The sequence below is a fragment of the Sulfitobacter sp. R18_1 genome (assembly GCF_017743915.1).
Lineage (GTDB): Bacteria > Pseudomonadota > Alphaproteobacteria > Rhodobacterales > Rhodobacteraceae > Sulfitobacter > Sulfitobacter faviae.
Genome location: NZ_JAGHRG010000003.1, coordinates 87,419 through 101,804, shown reverse-complemented (window position 1 = coordinate 101,804; position 14,386 = coordinate 87,419). Strand labels below are relative to the sequence as shown.

Genomic DNA, 14,386 nt, shown 5'->3' with positions numbered 1-14,386 from the left:
CACTTAGGCGTGCGATCTGGAAACGCTGCAACTACTGGCACCGTCCCACTACGCCCCCGCGGTCGCCTCCATCTCTGTTTCCAATCTCTGCGCCGCCCCTCCCGGTGTTGCTCCCCAGACGGCGATCCAGCGGTAGAAGATCGGTGTCAGGAACAGCGTGAACACCGTGGCGAAGCCCAAACCGCCAACGATGACCCAGCCGACGGCGATGCGTGCCTCGGCCCCTGCCCCGGAGGTCAAGATCAATGGCAGTCCGCCAAAGACGGTTGAGACCATCGTCATCATCACGGGCCTGATGCGCAGGCGCAGCGCGCTTCGGATGGCGCTGTCGATATCCTCCCCCGCTTCGCGCAACTGGTTGGCGAATTCGACGATCAGGATACCGTTCTTGGCCATGACCCCGATCAGCATCACAAGGCCGATCTGACTGTAATAGTTCAGTGACCCGCCCGTCATGGAGATCGCCAACAAAGCAGCCGCAAGGCCGAAGGGCACCGTCATCATGATGACGACCGCACTGGCGAAGCTTTCGAACTGGGCGGCCAGCACCAGCAGAACCACGATCAACGCCACGCCGAAGACCATGTAGATACCGCCTTGTGAATCGTCGAGCGTCGCGGCCTCTCCGGTGAAGGTGATGCCCATTCCGTCGGGCAGCACCTCTTGGGAAAGGGCCTGCACCCTGTCCATCGCGGTCGAGAGGTCAACACCCTCGCCAAGGTTGGCCTGCAAGGAGACGGACAAGGCACCGCCCAAACGCTCGATCTGCGCGTCGCTCACCACCATGTCGAGCGAGGCGACCGAGGACAGCGGCACATAGGCGCCACTGTCGAGCCGGATGGACATCGAAGCGATATCCGACGGATCGTTGATCGGCGGCCCACCGGGGACAACGTTCACGTCCACTTCGACGTCATCCGAAAAGACGCTGACCGCCACATCGCCCTGCACCATGGCACTTACGAGGGAGGAAACGTCAGAACCGCTGAGCCCCATATCGCCCGCCGCGCTGTCGTCCACTGTCACCTCCAACTGGGCGTTGACGCTGTTGTTGGACAATTGCGGGTTCAGGAAGGTGTTATCCTGCGCCATCGCGGCGACAAGGCTGTCGGCCGCCTCGGTCATATTCGCAAGGTTCGTACCCGTGACCGCAAAGCTCAGCCCGCCGCCCGCCCCGCGGATGTTCAGACTATTGGTCGACCGCGCACTGACCTGCAGACCGGGGACCGAGGCCAGCTGCCCACTGATCTGGCCAATCAACTCTTGCTGGGTAAAGTCACGCTCGGTCCAATCCGGCAGACGAACGACGATAAAGGCACTGGTGCCGCCGCCAACACCGATGATGCTTTGCACCGTCTCGATCTGCCCGCTCTCCCGATAGGGGGCGAGGATGTCTTCGACCAACGCGACCTGCGCATCAAGGTAGTCGATCGTCGTATCCGACGCGCCGCGCGCCTGTACGAGGAAGAACCCCCTGTCCTCTTCCGGGGTGACGGTAGACGGCAGGGTCATCGCGGCCCCCATCGCGATCATGGCAAAGCCGATGGCAATTGACAGAACCAGCAGCGGCGTGCGGATGGCGAAATCCATCACCCGGTCAAAGCCGCGCGCCAAGACGCCCGGCGCGGCGGTTTCCGCGCTGGCCAAAGTTTTGCCGGGGTCCAGCAGGGCCGAGAGGACAGGCGCGAGGGTCAGCGCGGTGATCGACGACAGGGTGACGGCAAAGGCCAGCACAAAGCCGAATTCGGAAAAGACCCCGCCCGCCTGCCCCGGCAGAAAGGAAATCGGGATGAATACGGCAGCAAGCGTCGCGGTGGTCGAGATCACGGCGAAGAACACCTCATTCGTGCCCGACGCCGCGGCAGCGAAAGCTCCCATGCCGGACTTGCGTTTGCGGACGATGTTTTCGACCACCACGATGGCGTCATCCACGACCATCCCCGTCGCCAGAACCAGCGCCAAAAGGCTGATCGTATTGATAGAAAATCCCGTCAGCCAGATCGCCGCCAGCGTCCCGATCAAGGCCACAGGGATCGTGACGGCGGGGATCAATGTCGCCCGAGGAGAGCGCAAAAACAGGAAGATCACGACCACCACAATACCGGTGGCCATGAGAATGGATTTGACGACCTCGTTGATCGACCCTTCGATGAAGATACCGTCGTTTGACGTGATCAACAGTTGCACGCCCTCAGGCATTTGCGTCTGCAATTCCTCAACAGCGGCAGTCACATCGCGCGAGATTTCCAACGTGTTGCCAACCGACTGCCGTGTGATGTCGAGGCCGATGGCCGTCTCCCCGTTCACGCGGGTGTAGACGCTGGTGTCTTCGGGGATCAGTTGGACAAAGGCGACGTCGGCCACCTGCGTCGTATCGTTGATCGGCAGTTGGTTAATGGTGTCTACGGTGACATCCTTGCTGCCGACCCGGAGCGAGAGGGTCTGCGTTTCGCTGGAAAGCGAGCCCAGTGCGGTATCGTCGCGAAGCTGCGCAAGTGCGGTGGAGACATCGAAAATGGTCAAGCCACGGCTCAGCAAAGATGGCATGTTCACCGCCACGCGGAACTCATTGGCGCGTTCCCCGCGCAGGGTCACTTCGGCAATGCCGTCGATTAGGGAAAGCCGTTCATAGACGACCCCCTCCCCCAGTTGGGTCAATGTGTCGAGGCTGGCATCGCCGAGCAGCGCAAGACGGATGATCGCATCCGCGTTGCTGTCACTTTTGCTCACGCTGGGGTCTTCGATATCGTCGGGCAAGGACCGCAAGGCCCCCGATACGATCTCGCGCGCCTCATTGGCGGCGACGTTCACATCGGTGCCATCCGAAAGGTCGATGGTAATCCGGCTCGACCCCATGCTCGAAGTGGATTCGATATAGGACATGCCATCAAGCGCGCTCAGCGCGTCTTCGAGGACTTGGGTCACTTCGGTGTCGACCGTGCTGGGCACCGCACCTTCGTAGTCGGTCCTGACAGAGATGACGGGCTGGTCAACATCCGGCATTTCGCGGATATCGACACTGGCAAAGGCCGCCAGCCCGGCGATGATGATCAGCAGGTTCAACACGATCCCGAAAATGGGCCGCGCCACGAAAACATCCGCAAAACCGGCCTTATGCGCCTTTTTCTCAAAGCTCATGCGTCCGGTCCCCCGCGCGCGCCAGCGGCGGTGACCTGCGCGCCTTCACGCAGTTTCGCGGCACCTTCGGCCACGATCTGCGCGCCTATGGGCGCTTCGGTTTCAACCCAGACCCGATCCCCCTCGCGGTAGCGGATGGTTACGGGAACACGGGCCGTACTGCCCTCCTCCGCGACCCAAATGCCCGCGCCGGTGCGGTCCCATGTGATGGCGGTTGCGGGCACGACGGGCAGCGGATCAGTCTCTTCGGTCATGCGGATGGCGAAGGTCATGCCGGCAAGCAGCAGCCCGTCGGGGTTTTCGATCTCCGCTTTCACCGTGGCACTGCGGGTCACGCTGTCGAGACGGCTGTCAAAGGCGGTGACCTTGCCCTCGAAAATACGCCCCGCATAGGTGGGTGTCGAAACGAGGACCGGCTTGCCCTCGGCCAGGAGACCGATGGAGCGTTCCGGCACTTCGAATGTGGCCAGTAGGCTGGTGGTGTCGTCGATGGTCACGATGGTCTCACCGCTCGCCACACGGTCGCCGACGCTGACATCGCTCAGCCCCAAACGGCCCGAAATCGGCGCCTTGATCGTGCGGTCATCCAGCGCGACCTGCGCAAGCCCGACATTGGCCTCGGCCAGTCGCAGCGCGATCCGCGCTTCAGAAAGGCTGACGTCGGTCACCACGGAACTGCCATTGCTGCGCAGCCCCTCATAGCGGGTGACGGTGTCCTGCGCCTGATCCCGGTTCGCCTCGGCAATCTCAAGATCCAGCCGTTCCGTGCGGTCGTCCAGTTTCGACAGGACATCGCCCTTCTGCACCATCGTATTGACCTCAAGCGCGGTTTCGACCACCTCGCCTGCATCGGTCGCGGTCACTTCGGTCTTGCGCAGGGACACGGCGCTGCCAACGGTGCGTAGAATGAGCGTGTATGACCGCGCCTCAAGCGGTTCCAGAACGACCGTCGTCGTCCGCCCCGCCCCACCGCGCCCCCGCCCGGGACGCGCGTCTTGGGGGGCTTGGACAGCCTCTGTGGCGCTGCCACCCCAGAGTTGCGCAACCTCATCGGGCACGCCGAATGCGAAGCCATAGGCCCCTGCAATGATCAGGAGGGAGGGAACGGCGTAAGATAATTTCTTCAAATTTTTCATGGCTCCTGAAAGGCGCTGTAGATGGGACGAAGGTTCATGCCTCTTGCGAACTGCGCATTTTGACAGAGCATCTCCACCGAACGGGGGGACCTTCTACGCTATGATCAGTTAGGGCGGTGCGAATTTTAGCGGTAAAGAGAGACCCTGCGATGTTTGTGCTGCTTCTGATACGAAGAGCGAAGAATATTCCGTCGCTAATAAATTATCGTTCGGGTCAAATAGTGGGGGTGTCTGATACCTGCGGAGATTTGATCCAGATCATCGAGATGAAGGACGCGCCGCAAAACGGACTTCACAAAGGGGACACTCGCGTTGCCGCGCCGAGCGGCAGCTGCGTCTGCGTAGACGACCACCATGTGATGCGCAGCTAATGACCGCTCCGAGCCCTTTAGTGCCGTTCAACACGAACGGCCCAAAACGGCCATTCGCGCTTTGTCGCACCGTCGTAACTCTGTCGGCTTGCCGCTTCCTATGCGCCGCTTGCAGACCAAAAAATCGAATTGCATTAGGCTAAGATACCTGCGAGGAGGCGAATTTGCTTTTGAACAGAAAGTCTGCTTCAAACCATGACGGTCGACAGAGTAGCAAGCGGCGCGCGGTTTGTGTCAGGGCTTTGCGACCGGCGACACCAACGGAACTTTCAACCTCACGATTAACCCCCGCTCCTGCGGCAACAGCTCGACGTCTCCACCGTGACGGCGCAGGACATCCTGAACGATGGCAAGCCCAAGCCCGCTGCCCTCCCCTTCGCTCAATTGACCGAACCTTTGAAAAGCGGCCTGCGTGCCGCCTTCGGGAATGCCGATGCCGTCATCTTGTACGGTCAGCAGCGCATACCCTGCCTCGTACGTGGTGCTCACGCGGATCGCGGAGAGGCCTGCACCTCCATGGGACAATGCGTTTTCGAGTAGATTGGTGATCGCCTCACCCAATAGCACGCTGTCGCCATTCACCGGCAAAGGGCCAGGATATGGCTCAAAGCCAAAGCCTATGTCCCGCGACAGGATCGTCGGGGCAAAGTCACTGCACAGTTCGGCAGCAACAGCGTTAAGCTCAAGCGCGTCGAATGTTGACGTCTCGTCGTAGCGCAACCGTTCGAGAGACAGCAACTGATTGGCAAGACGCGCCGATTTGCGGGCGGCGGCGATCAATTCGCGTTCGCGCAGACGACGCTCTTGCGGGTCGCTGACCTCCGGCAAAACCTCGGCCAGCGACAACAGCGCCGATGCAGGGTTGCGCAGCTGATGCGCGGCGTTGGAAATGAAGACTTGGTGATCTTCAATGCTCTGCCGCACCTGTCCGAAAAGCCGATTCAAGGTGGCAACGATGCCAAAGACTTCGGCCGGGACCGCGCGGCGGATATCGCGCAGGTCATCGGGGGATCGGTGCTGAATCGCGTCTTGCAAATCGTTCAGGGGGCGCAGGCCGATCTTGACCCCAAACCAGACCACAAAGGCAAGGGCCGCCATCAGGCTGGCGATCAAAGCCGCCGCCCGGCGCGCCAAAGCGGCGGCGAAGGCGTTTCGGTCGCTGTCTCTTTGCCAGACGGTTACGATCGTGTCGCCCGTGAGGTTGCCGATGGTCGTGCTTTCCCGCATCCGCAGGACGCGGACAGGCTCGCCCCGATATTCGGACATGGTGTAGTTCAGCCGATCCTCGCTCGCGCGGGCCCCAGAGACGGGGGGATAGGCGTAGCCGGTGATGTAGATGCCACCCGGCCCCGTGACGTGGTAAAAAAGCTCGCCGCCCCCGGCGTCCGATAGGAAGTCCCGCGTGCTGGGAGAGAGGGCGTCGCCGCCTGAGATCGCGACATCGCGAGAGATCGCCAAGGCCGCGGCCAGCAGGCTCCGGTCGAACAGAGTTTCAGAGGTGCGCTGCGCCACTTCAAAGCGCCAAAACCCCAGAACGATCGAAAGCAGCAGCAGCGGCGGCAGGATCAGCATGAAAAGCCGAGACCGCAGCGACATCGAAGTCATGCGCTGTCGACCTCCAACATATAACCCAGGCCCCGCGCGGTTTTGATGCGGATGCCAAAGGGCTCCAGCCGTTTGCGAAGACGCGAGACATGCGGCTCGATCGCGCTGTCTTCCTGCTCGGCCCCGGTGCCGTAGACATGGGCGATCAGTTGTGATTTCGAAACGATCCGCCCGCGCCGTTCAAGCAGGCATTCCAACGTCGCCAGTTCTTTACGGGGGAAGGCAAGTGGCTGCTCATTCTCCAACAACTGCCGGTTCGTGCGGTCAAAGACCAAGGGGCCAATCGCGTCGCGGGCGGCGAACTCAAGGTTTTTGCGCCGCGCCATGGCCCGGAGCCGCGCCTCAAGCTCATCCATCTCGAAGGGTTTGGTCAGGTAGTCATCGGCCCCCGCGTCCAACCCCGCCACGCGCTCTGACGTCTCGGCCCGCGCGGTCAGCAGGATTACCGGCGTGCCATCGCCCCGGCGGCGCAGGCGGGTCAGAACCTCCAGCCCGTCGCAACCGGGCAGGTTGCAATCCAGCACGATCAGATCTGCCCCCTCGTGGCGCAGAAACGCATCGGCGTCTTCCCCGTCATGCAGCAGGTCCACCGCATGGCCGCGGTCGCGGAGGCGATGGGCAATTCCTTGGGCAAGGGCCTCATTGTCTTCGATGACTGTAATGCGCATGATTAAAACTTAATCCTAATGCGCAAGTTTCGCGCAAGGTTGGAAAGGCAGAGTGCCCGTGTTGGAGGAGGGATTCGTTCCCTAAACAAATCCGAACGACGGCAGACGTGAAAGTCTGACCGGTACAGAATGTCTACGGGAGGACACCTATGACTATCAAGTATTTCGCCGCCACCGCTGCATCCGCCGCCTGCCTCGCCGCCCCGGCGCTGGCCGAGGTCGATTTTGCAGGCAAAACCATCGAGTGGGTTATCCCCTTCTCGGAAACCGGCGGCTCGGCCAAATGGGCCAACTTCTTTGCACCGCTCTTGTCCGAAGAACTGCCCGGCAACCCCACCGTGGTCGTCAAGTTCATGCCGGGCGCCGGTTCGACCAAAGGCGCCAACTGGTTCCAAGAGCAAGAGCATGAAGACGGCACCGTGCTCTTCGGCACCTCCGGCTCGACGCAGTTCCCCTATCTGCTGGATGATCCCCGTGTGCGCTATGAGTACAGCGACTGGAGCCCGGTCATGGCCTCGGGCACCGGCGGCGTTGCCTATCTCAACCCCACCGACGGGGAGAAATTTGACGGCACAGCCAATAACCTCAAAGACATCAACTTCATCTACGGCTCGCAGGGGGCCACGCGCCTCGACCTCGTGCCGCTGCTGGCATGGGAAATGCTGGGGATGAATGTCGAGCCAGTCTTTGGCATCAAGGGTCGCGGCGATGGCCGCCTGATGTTTGAACGCGGCGAGGCTACGATCGACTACCAAACCTCTTCGAGCTACCTCGGAGCCTCTGCCGATCTGGTGGAAAAGGGTCAAGCCGTGCCGATGATGACATGGGGCGCGCTGGACGAGGACGGCAATATCGTCCGCGACCCCACCTTCCCCGAGATTCCGACCTTCAAGGAAGTCTGCGAAGCCACCGAAGGCTGCGAGACCGAGGGCGAGGCTTGGGACGCGTGGAAAGCCTTCTTCATCGCCGGTTTCCCGGTGCAAAAGATCGCCTTCCTGCCCGCAGGCACCCCCGATGACGTGATCGCGACCTACACGGCGGCCTTCGACGCGGTGCGCAACCGCGACGACTTTGCCCAGATCGCCGAAAAACGTGTCGGGAAGTACCCTGTCTTCGTCGGCCAAGGCGCGGCCAAGGCGACCGAGCGCGGCACGACCGTCTCTGATGAGGCGAAGGCCTTCGTCACGAACTGGCTGCAAGAAGCCTATGGCGTTTCGCTGAAGTAAGCGAGACCCCCACGGCCCCGGCGTGCCCCGGGGCCACCCCTCCCCTTTAATCTAACATTTCGAGGTCGGTGCGATGGATCTGTTCGCAACCGCTCTGCCTGCGCTTGGCCAGGCATGGGCTCTCATTCTGCAACCTATGGTATTGGGATATCTGGTGCTGGGCGTGGTCATGGGCCTCGCTGTCGGGGTCTTTCCCGGTCTCGGTGGGATCGCGGGGCTGTCGCTACTTTTGCCTTTCATGTTCGGCATGGACCCTGTGCTGGGTCTGGCGCTGATGATCGGCATGGTCGCGGTGGTGCCGACCTCTGACACTTTCGCCTCGGTCTTGATGGGCATCCCCGGTTCTTCGGCCAGCCAAGCCACGGTGCTCGATGGGTTTCCGATGGCCAAAAAGGGGCAAGCCGCGCGGGCGCTTTCTGCGGCTTTCACGTCATCGCTCTTCGGCGGCTTGGTCGGCGCGGCGTTCCTGACGATGTTCATCGTCATCGCGCGGCCCATCGTCCTGTCCTTCGGCCTGCCCGAAATGCTGATGATCTCGATCCTCGGCCTATCGATGGTGGCGGTACTCGCGGGTCGCGTGGCGCTCAAAGGTCTCGCGGCGGCGGGCCTCGGCCTGCTGATCGGCACCATCGGTGAGGCCGACGCGGGCGGCTCCCTGCGCATGGCGACCTATGACATCCCCTACCTGACGGACGGCTTGAAACTGGTGATCGTCGGCCTTGGCATCTTTGCCGTGCCAGAGATCGTATCGCTTCTGCGCCAAGACAGGGCGATTTCTAAAGAAGCCAAACTCGGCGCGGGCTGGGGCGAAGGCGTGCGCGACTGGGTTGCCAACAAATGGCTGTCGGTGCGCTGCTCGTTGATCGGCGTGGTCGTGGGCGTCATCCCCGGGCTCGGCGGATCGGTCGTTGACTGGATCGCCTATGGGCACGCGGTTCAAACGACGAAAGACAAATCGAACTTCGGCAAAGGCGAAGTGCGCGGCGTGATCGGGCCGGAAAGCTCGAACAACGCGAAAGAGGGCGGCGGTTTGGTCCCTACCCTGCTCTTCGGCATTCCCGGTTCCGGCTCTATGGCGATCTTTATCGGTGCCATCGCGCTCTTGGGCTCTGGCGAGATCGAAGTCGGCCCCTCGATGCTGCGCGACAACCTTGACATTACCTATTCGATCGTCTGGCTGCTGGCGCTGGCAAACGTGGTGGGCACGCTGGTCTGCATCGCGGCTTCGGGCGGCATCGCCAAGTTGACCACGATCCGCTTCACCTACCTCGCGCCGTTCCTCTTCATGCTGATCTCCTTCGCGGCGTTCCAGTCCGGGCAGAACTTCGAAGACATCCTCGCGCTCTTCGTGATTGGCCTGATCGGCATCTTCCTGCGCCGCTTCGACTGGTCGCGCCCGGCCTTTCTGATCGGCTTCGTGCTGTCGAACCCGGTCGAGAAGTTCTCGAACCAAGCCTTCCAGATCGCGTCTTTCCGCTTCCGCAAATCCTTTGAGGAAGGCATGGAGTACATCTTCTCTCCCATCGTCATCGTGTTGCTGATCATCACCGTGATCTCGGTCGTGCTGGGTCTGCGGCAGGCCAAGTCGATCATGGCCGAAGGCGATGTGCAGTCCGGCTCCAAACGCGCGCCATTGGTCTTTTTGCTGGCCCTCATGGGCTACGTCGTGGCCGCACTGATCAATGCCTCACTGATCCCTGACTACAACATGACCGACAAGATCGTGCCGCTAGTCGTGGGAGGGGTGGCATTGGCCGCCCTGCTGATCCTGCTGGCGCAGATGATCCTGCGGCCTGAAAGCGATCCCATCTTTGCTGACAAGGAAGTCTCGGGCGAGGACGCGGATGCGCCCTATGGCCTCTGGAGCACGCTGGCTTGGTTCGTCGGGCTGATCGTCGCCACCTACTTCGTCGGCTTCATCCTCGCGCTCTTGGGCTTTTTAATCAGCTTCCTGCGGGTCCGCGCACAGGCGCATTGGCCGAAAACACTGATCCTGACCGCCTGCGGCATCGCGCTGATGTGCGTCATGGCCGGGGCACTCAACCGTGATTTCCCACCAGGTCTGCTGCAAGGCGCAGTCGATCTGCCCTGGCCGCTGAACTGAGGAGCTTAGAGATGACACAGACAGCTATCCCCTATCTCTTCATGCGCGGCGGCACCTCGCGGGGGCCATACTTCAACCGCGCGGATCTGCCCCAAGACCGCGAAACTCTGGCCGAAGTGCTGCTCGCCGTGGTGGGTTCGGGCCATCCGCTCAACATCGACGGCATCGGCGGCGGCGCGGCGGTCACCACCAAGGTCGCGATGCTATCGCCTTCGGACGACGCTTGGGCCGATGTGGACTATTTCTTTGCCCAAGTTTCGGTCGAGGATCGGCTGGTCGACTTCAAACCGACTTGCGGAAACATCCTATCGGGTGTCGGCCCTGCGGCAGTGGAATTGGGCCTCGTCCAACCCAGTGGCGATGTGACCGATGTGAAGATCCATGCCGTCAACACCGGGGCCAAGGTGCTCTCCAAAGTGCTGACTCCGGGCGGCGTGCTCACCTATGACGGCGACACCGAGATCGCGGGTGTGCCCGGTGCCGGGGCCGCCGTGGCACTAAACTTCATGGGGGTGGTCGGCTCTTCGACCGGGGCCTTCCTTCCCACGGGCAACATCCGCGATACCTTTGACGGGATCGACGTCACCTGCATGGATGTGGCCATGCCGATGGTCATCGCCCGTGCGGCGGACTTTGGCCTGACGGGGTATGAAAGCGTCGCCGAGCTCGATGCGAACAAGGATTTCTTTGCGCGGATGGAGGCCATCCGCCTTCAGGCCGGGGCCGCCATGGGCATGGGAGACGTGGCAAAATCCGTTACGCCGAAGTTCGGTCTGCTCGCCCCGGCCCGAAACGGCGGCACCATCGCGACGCGCTATTTCATGCCGTGGAACACGCACCCCTCCATGGCGGTGACCGGGGCGCAATGCCTTGCTTCCTGCGCGCTCACCCCCGGCAGTGTTGCAGACGGTCTGCTTAAGCGTCCCGGCCAAAGCCCCGCCGATGTGGTACTTGAACATGCCTCGGGGACGATCGACGTGCTGGTGGATTACGACACGTCGGACGGCTTCGCGCTGAACTCCGCCGGGCTGCTGCGGACGGCGCGCAAACTGGCAGATGGCTGTGTCTTTGTCCCCTCGCACATTTGGGAGGGCCGCTGATATGCCCGTGATGAACCTGCTTGTCGCCTTCAACGGGTCCGACGCCTCGGTCGCCGCCTTGCGCTATGCGGCCTCGCTCGCGAAGCGGCGTGGCGCACATGTAACGGCGATCCTTGCGCATACCGCGCATGATGTGATCGACCGCCGCTCGCGCTGGATCCCCGAAGAGGCCCGCGCCCTGTTGGAGGCCGCCAATAGCGAAATCTTGGCCGAAGTCACCCGCCGGTTCGAAGACTTGCGGCCCGAACTTGATCTGGGCGACGCGCTGGATTTCCGCGAAGAGACGGGCCGCGTCGACACGCTGCTTTCCGAAGGCGCGCGCTATTATGATATGCTGATCGTCGGTGCCCGGACCGAGAGTGATGACGCCCATGTGACCCACCACCCAGATCGTATTGCATTGCAATCCGGGCGTCCGGTGATCGTCGTGCCCGCAGGCTATGACGCGGGTGCGCAGCACAGCCACGCGGCACTGGCATGGGACGGCGGTCGGGCCGCCGCGCGGGCGCTGTCGGACAGCCTGCGCTTGCTTGAGGCCGATGGCCGGGTCAGCGTTCTGACAGTGGGCAAACGCACCGCTTGGCCGATTACCGATCTGATGACCCATCTCGATCGCCACGGCGTCGAAGCGGTGCATGAGAACTTCCCCACCTCCCATCCTGTGGCGCAGACGCTACTGTCCTACTGCGAAAGGCACGATCCCTCGCTGCTGGTCCTAGGTGCCTATGAACATTCCAAGTTTCGCGAAGATTTCCTTGGGGGTGTGACCGCCCAAGTGCTTGAGAAAATCAAGATCCCCGTTTTGCTGTCCCACTGAGAAGCCAATGATGACCAATTACGAGAAAATCCACACCGCCCGCCGAGATCTTGAGAATCTGCGCGCCGAGCTGATCGCCAGCCTCGGCACGCAGAAAGACCGCGACCCCGATCTGCTGATCCTGCACGAACGGGTCAGCAAAGCAATCAATGCGCTTTCCGCATAGGAGCCCGGGATGAAGGTCCATATCCTCGACGACTGGTTCGACACGCTGCGCGGGCTGCCCTGCTTTAACCTGCTGGCGGGGCATGATGTCACCGTCTGGACGGACCATCAGCCCGATGAGGCGATTTTGGCGGCGCGTTTGCAGGATGCCGATTGCGTCGTGCTCTTTCGCGAGCGGACCAAGGTGACACGGGGGCTGCTGGAGCGCCTGCCGAAGCTGCGCCTGATCTCGCAACGCGGCGCCTATCCGCATGTGGATATCGCGGCCTGCACCGATCAGGGCGTGCTGCTGTGTTCCAACAAAGGCGCGGATGGGGCCAACCACGCGGCGGCGGAACTGACCTTTGCGCTGATCCTCGCGGCCATGCGGCAATTGCCGCAGCAGATGGCCAGCGTGAAAGCGGGCAGCTGGCAGATGGGCGTCGGCCGCAGCCTGCGCGGGCGGCGGCTGGGGCTTTATGGCTATGGGCGCATCGGGCGTGTGGTGGCTGACTATGCCCGCGCCTTCGGGATGGAGGTCATCTGGTGGAGTTCCGAGGCCGGGCGCGCGCGGGCGCAAGCGGATGGCGAGACCGTCGCCGAGAGCCGCGCGGCGTTTTTCGGGACATGCGACGTAGTCTCGCTGCATCTGCGGCTTACATCTGAGACGCGCGGGAGTGTCACCGCCGACGACCTCGGTGCCATGCCGCCGCGTTCGGTATTAGTGAACACCTCCCGCGCCGGGCTGATTGCCGAGGGCGCCTTGCTGCAAGCGCTCGACGCCGGACATCTGGGCGCAGCGGCGGTGGATGTCTTTGACAAGGAGCCGCTGACCGATCCCAACGACCCGCTGCTGTCCCACCCCAAGCTGATTGCCACCCCGCATATCGGCTTTGTCACCGAAGATGAGTTCGACAAGCAATTCACGGATATTTTCGAGCAGGTGAACGCCTATGCAGCAGGCGCACCAATCCATACGATCAACCCTTCCGTCTACGCGCCATAAGCCCCGCGACCAGCGGTGCGCCGACGATCACCAGCACGATGCGGGTCAGATGGTGGGTGATGACAAAGCCCAAATCCGCACCGGTCACGATGGCCAGCACCGTCATCTCGGCCTGCCCGCCCGGCGCGAAGGCAAGGAATGCCTCGACCGGATCGCCCAACCCGGCCCAAGTGACGAGCCCGGTGAAACCTGCGGCCAAGACGGCGAGCACCAGCACATAGGCGATGCCCGCCAGCACCACCCGCGTCAGCTCTCTCCACGTCACGCCCAGAAAATGCACGCCGATCCCGCAGCCGATGAAGAACTGCGCGGCAAGGATGGCCTCGGCTGGCGGGCGGCTGTGGATCAGGCCGGCCAGTGATAGAACGGCGGTCACGATCATGGGGCCAAGGATGGACGCGCCGAACAGGCCAATCCGCTCTCCCCCCTTCCAGCCGATCAGGGCGGCGGCGGCCATCAGGGCCATCTCCCCCACCGGCAGTTCCGTCACCGGCGCGCCGATGGGATTGGTCAGCCCCGCCCCGTAAGCCAGCGTCAGGAAGGCAGGCGCGAGGGTGACAATAATCAGCACCCGCGTGGCATGGATAAGCGACAGCGCGCGCGGATCGCCCCCCGCTTCGGCACCAAAGATCACCATGTCCTGCAGCCCCCCCGGCATGGCGGCGTAATAGGCCGTGGGCGCGTCGAACCCCCAGACACGGCGGAAGAATGGCACGCCGATCACCCCGATAAGAGCGATGAAAACCGGCACCAAGGCCACGGACATCGCCATTTGCGGAAGCTGGTGAAACAGGTCGAGCGTGATCGAAGCGCCAACCGCCACCCCGAGGATCGTGCGCGCTGCGACCGAGACCTGACCGAAGCCTTTGATTGGCACTTTCGACAGCGCCGCGATGAGACAGGCCGCCATCGGCCCGAACAGAAAAGGCAGCGGCAGGTCGAGCCCCCAAAAGAGCAAAGTTCCAGCCGCGGCGAGGATCAAGGTCAGCGCACGACGGCGGGTCGGTTGGGAGAGGCGCATAGGGTTCAACTCACTTCTTCTTCCGGGCTTGACCCTTTCTGGATACGATT

General features: G+C 62.4%; 11 protein-coding genes. 6 read left to right on the top strand and 5 right to left on the bottom strand.

From position 1 onward, the window contains the following. Positions 1-48: 48 nt before the first annotated feature. From J7392_RS08035 to J7392_RS08020, 4 genes are all read right to left on the bottom strand, one after another. Positions 49-3,138, bottom strand: a complete 3,090-nt coding sequence (locus J7392_RS08035; protein WP_209217078.1) for an efflux RND transporter permease subunit — start codon at positions 3,136-3,138, stop codon at positions 49-51. Next, positions 3,135-4,265, bottom strand: coding sequence for an efflux RND transporter periplasmic adaptor subunit (locus tag J7392_RS08030; protein WP_247744505.1), 1,131 nt, complete (start codon positions 4,263-4,265; stop codon positions 3,135-3,137). The genes J7392_RS08035 and J7392_RS08030 overlap by 4 nt, the downstream gene beginning before the upstream one ends. 614 nt (positions 4,266-4,879) lie before the next feature. Beyond that, a complete protein-coding gene (locus tag J7392_RS08025; protein WP_209217076.1) occupies positions 4,880-6,250 on the bottom strand; it encodes a sensor histidine kinase in 1,371 nt (456 codons plus the stop codon). After that, the gene (locus tag J7392_RS08020) at positions 6,247-6,918 is read right to left on the bottom strand and encodes a response regulator transcription factor (protein WP_209217075.1); all 672 of its coding nucleotides are present in this window, start codon (positions 6,916-6,918) and stop codon (positions 6,247-6,249) included. Before J7392_RS08020 ends, J7392_RS08025 begins: the two co-directional genes overlap by 4 nt. Positions 6,919-7,067: 149 nt before the next feature. On the opposite strand from J7392_RS08020, the gene J7392_RS08015 reads away from it, so the two are divergent. From J7392_RS08015 to J7392_RS07990, 6 genes are all read left to right on the top strand, one after another. Then, positions 7,068-8,144, top strand: a complete 1,077-nt coding sequence (locus J7392_RS08015; RefSeq protein WP_209217074.1) for a tricarboxylate transporter — start codon at positions 7,068-7,070, stop codon at positions 8,142-8,144. A gap of 73 nt (positions 8,145-8,217) precedes the next feature. Next, entirely contained in the window at positions 8,218-10,248 is a 2,031-nt protein-coding gene (locus tag J7392_RS08010) for a tripartite tricarboxylate transporter permease (protein ID WP_209217073.1), read from the top strand. 11 nt (positions 10,249-10,259) lie between these two features. Beyond that, the gene (locus J7392_RS08005; RefSeq protein ID WP_209217072.1) at positions 10,260-11,348 is read left to right on the top strand and encodes a 4-oxalomesaconate tautomerase; all 1,089 of its coding nucleotides are present in this window, start codon (positions 10,260-10,262) and stop codon (positions 11,346-11,348) included. A 1-nt stretch (position 11,349) separates the two neighbouring features. Then, positions 11,350-12,165, top strand: coding sequence for a universal stress protein (locus J7392_RS08000; RefSeq protein WP_209217071.1), 816 nt, complete (start codon positions 11,350-11,352; stop codon positions 12,163-12,165). A 10-nt stretch (positions 12,166-12,175) separates the two neighbouring features. Next, positions 12,176-12,331: a hypothetical protein gene (locus J7392_RS07995; protein ID WP_209217309.1), complete on the top strand. Its 156-nt coding sequence runs from the start codon at positions 12,176-12,178 to the stop codon at positions 12,329-12,331. A gap of 9 nt (positions 12,332-12,340) precedes the next feature. After that, complete coding sequence (locus J7392_RS07990; protein WP_209217070.1) at positions 12,341-13,315, top strand: D-2-hydroxyacid dehydrogenase family protein; 975 nt, start codon at positions 12,341-12,343, stop codon at positions 13,313-13,315. Here J7392_RS07990 and J7392_RS07985 read toward each other — a convergent pair. Then, positions 13,290-14,336: an AbrB family transcriptional regulator gene (locus J7392_RS07985; RefSeq protein WP_209217069.1), complete on the bottom strand. Its 1,047-nt coding sequence runs from the start codon at positions 14,334-14,336 to the stop codon at positions 13,290-13,292. The two genes, J7392_RS07990 and J7392_RS07985, sit on opposite strands and share 26 nt — an antisense overlap. Between the last annotated feature and the right edge of the window lie 50 nt (positions 14,337-14,386).

Excerpts from the sequence above, each read along its gene's own strand:
- J7392_RS08035 (WP_209217078.1), bottom strand. The coding sequence starts at position 3,138 with ATGAGCTTTGAGAAAAAGGCGCATAAGGCCGGTTTTGCGGATGTTTTC.
- J7392_RS08025 (WP_209217076.1), bottom strand. The coding sequence starts at position 6,250 with ATGACTTCGATGTCGCTGCGGTCTCGGCTTTTCATGCTGATCCTGCCG.
- J7392_RS08020 (WP_209217075.1), bottom strand. The coding sequence starts at position 6,918 with ATGCGCATTACAGTCATCGAAGACAATGAGGCCCTTGCCCAAGGAATT.
- J7392_RS08015 (WP_209217074.1), top strand. The coding sequence starts at position 7,068 with ATGACTATCAAGTATTTCGCCGCCACCGCTGCATCCGCCGCCTGCCTC.
- J7392_RS08010 (WP_209217073.1), top strand. The coding sequence starts at position 8,218 with ATGGATCTGTTCGCAACCGCTCTGCCTGCGCTTGGCCAGGCATGGGCT.
- J7392_RS08005 (WP_209217072.1), top strand. The coding sequence starts at position 10,260 with ATGACACAGACAGCTATCCCCTATCTCTTCATGCGCGGCGGCACCTCG.
- J7392_RS08000 (WP_209217071.1), top strand. The coding sequence starts at position 11,350 with ATGCCCGTGATGAACCTGCTTGTCGCCTTCAACGGGTCCGACGCCTCG.
- J7392_RS07995 (WP_209217309.1), top strand. The coding sequence starts at position 12,176 with ATGACCAATTACGAGAAAATCCACACCGCCCGCCGAGATCTTGAGAAT.
- J7392_RS07990 (WP_209217070.1), top strand. The coding sequence starts at position 12,341 with ATGAAGGTCCATATCCTCGACGACTGGTTCGACACGCTGCGCGGGCTG.
- J7392_RS07985 (WP_209217069.1), bottom strand. The coding sequence starts at position 14,336 with ATGCGCCTCTCCCAACCGACCCGCCGTCGTGCGCTGACCTTGATCCTC.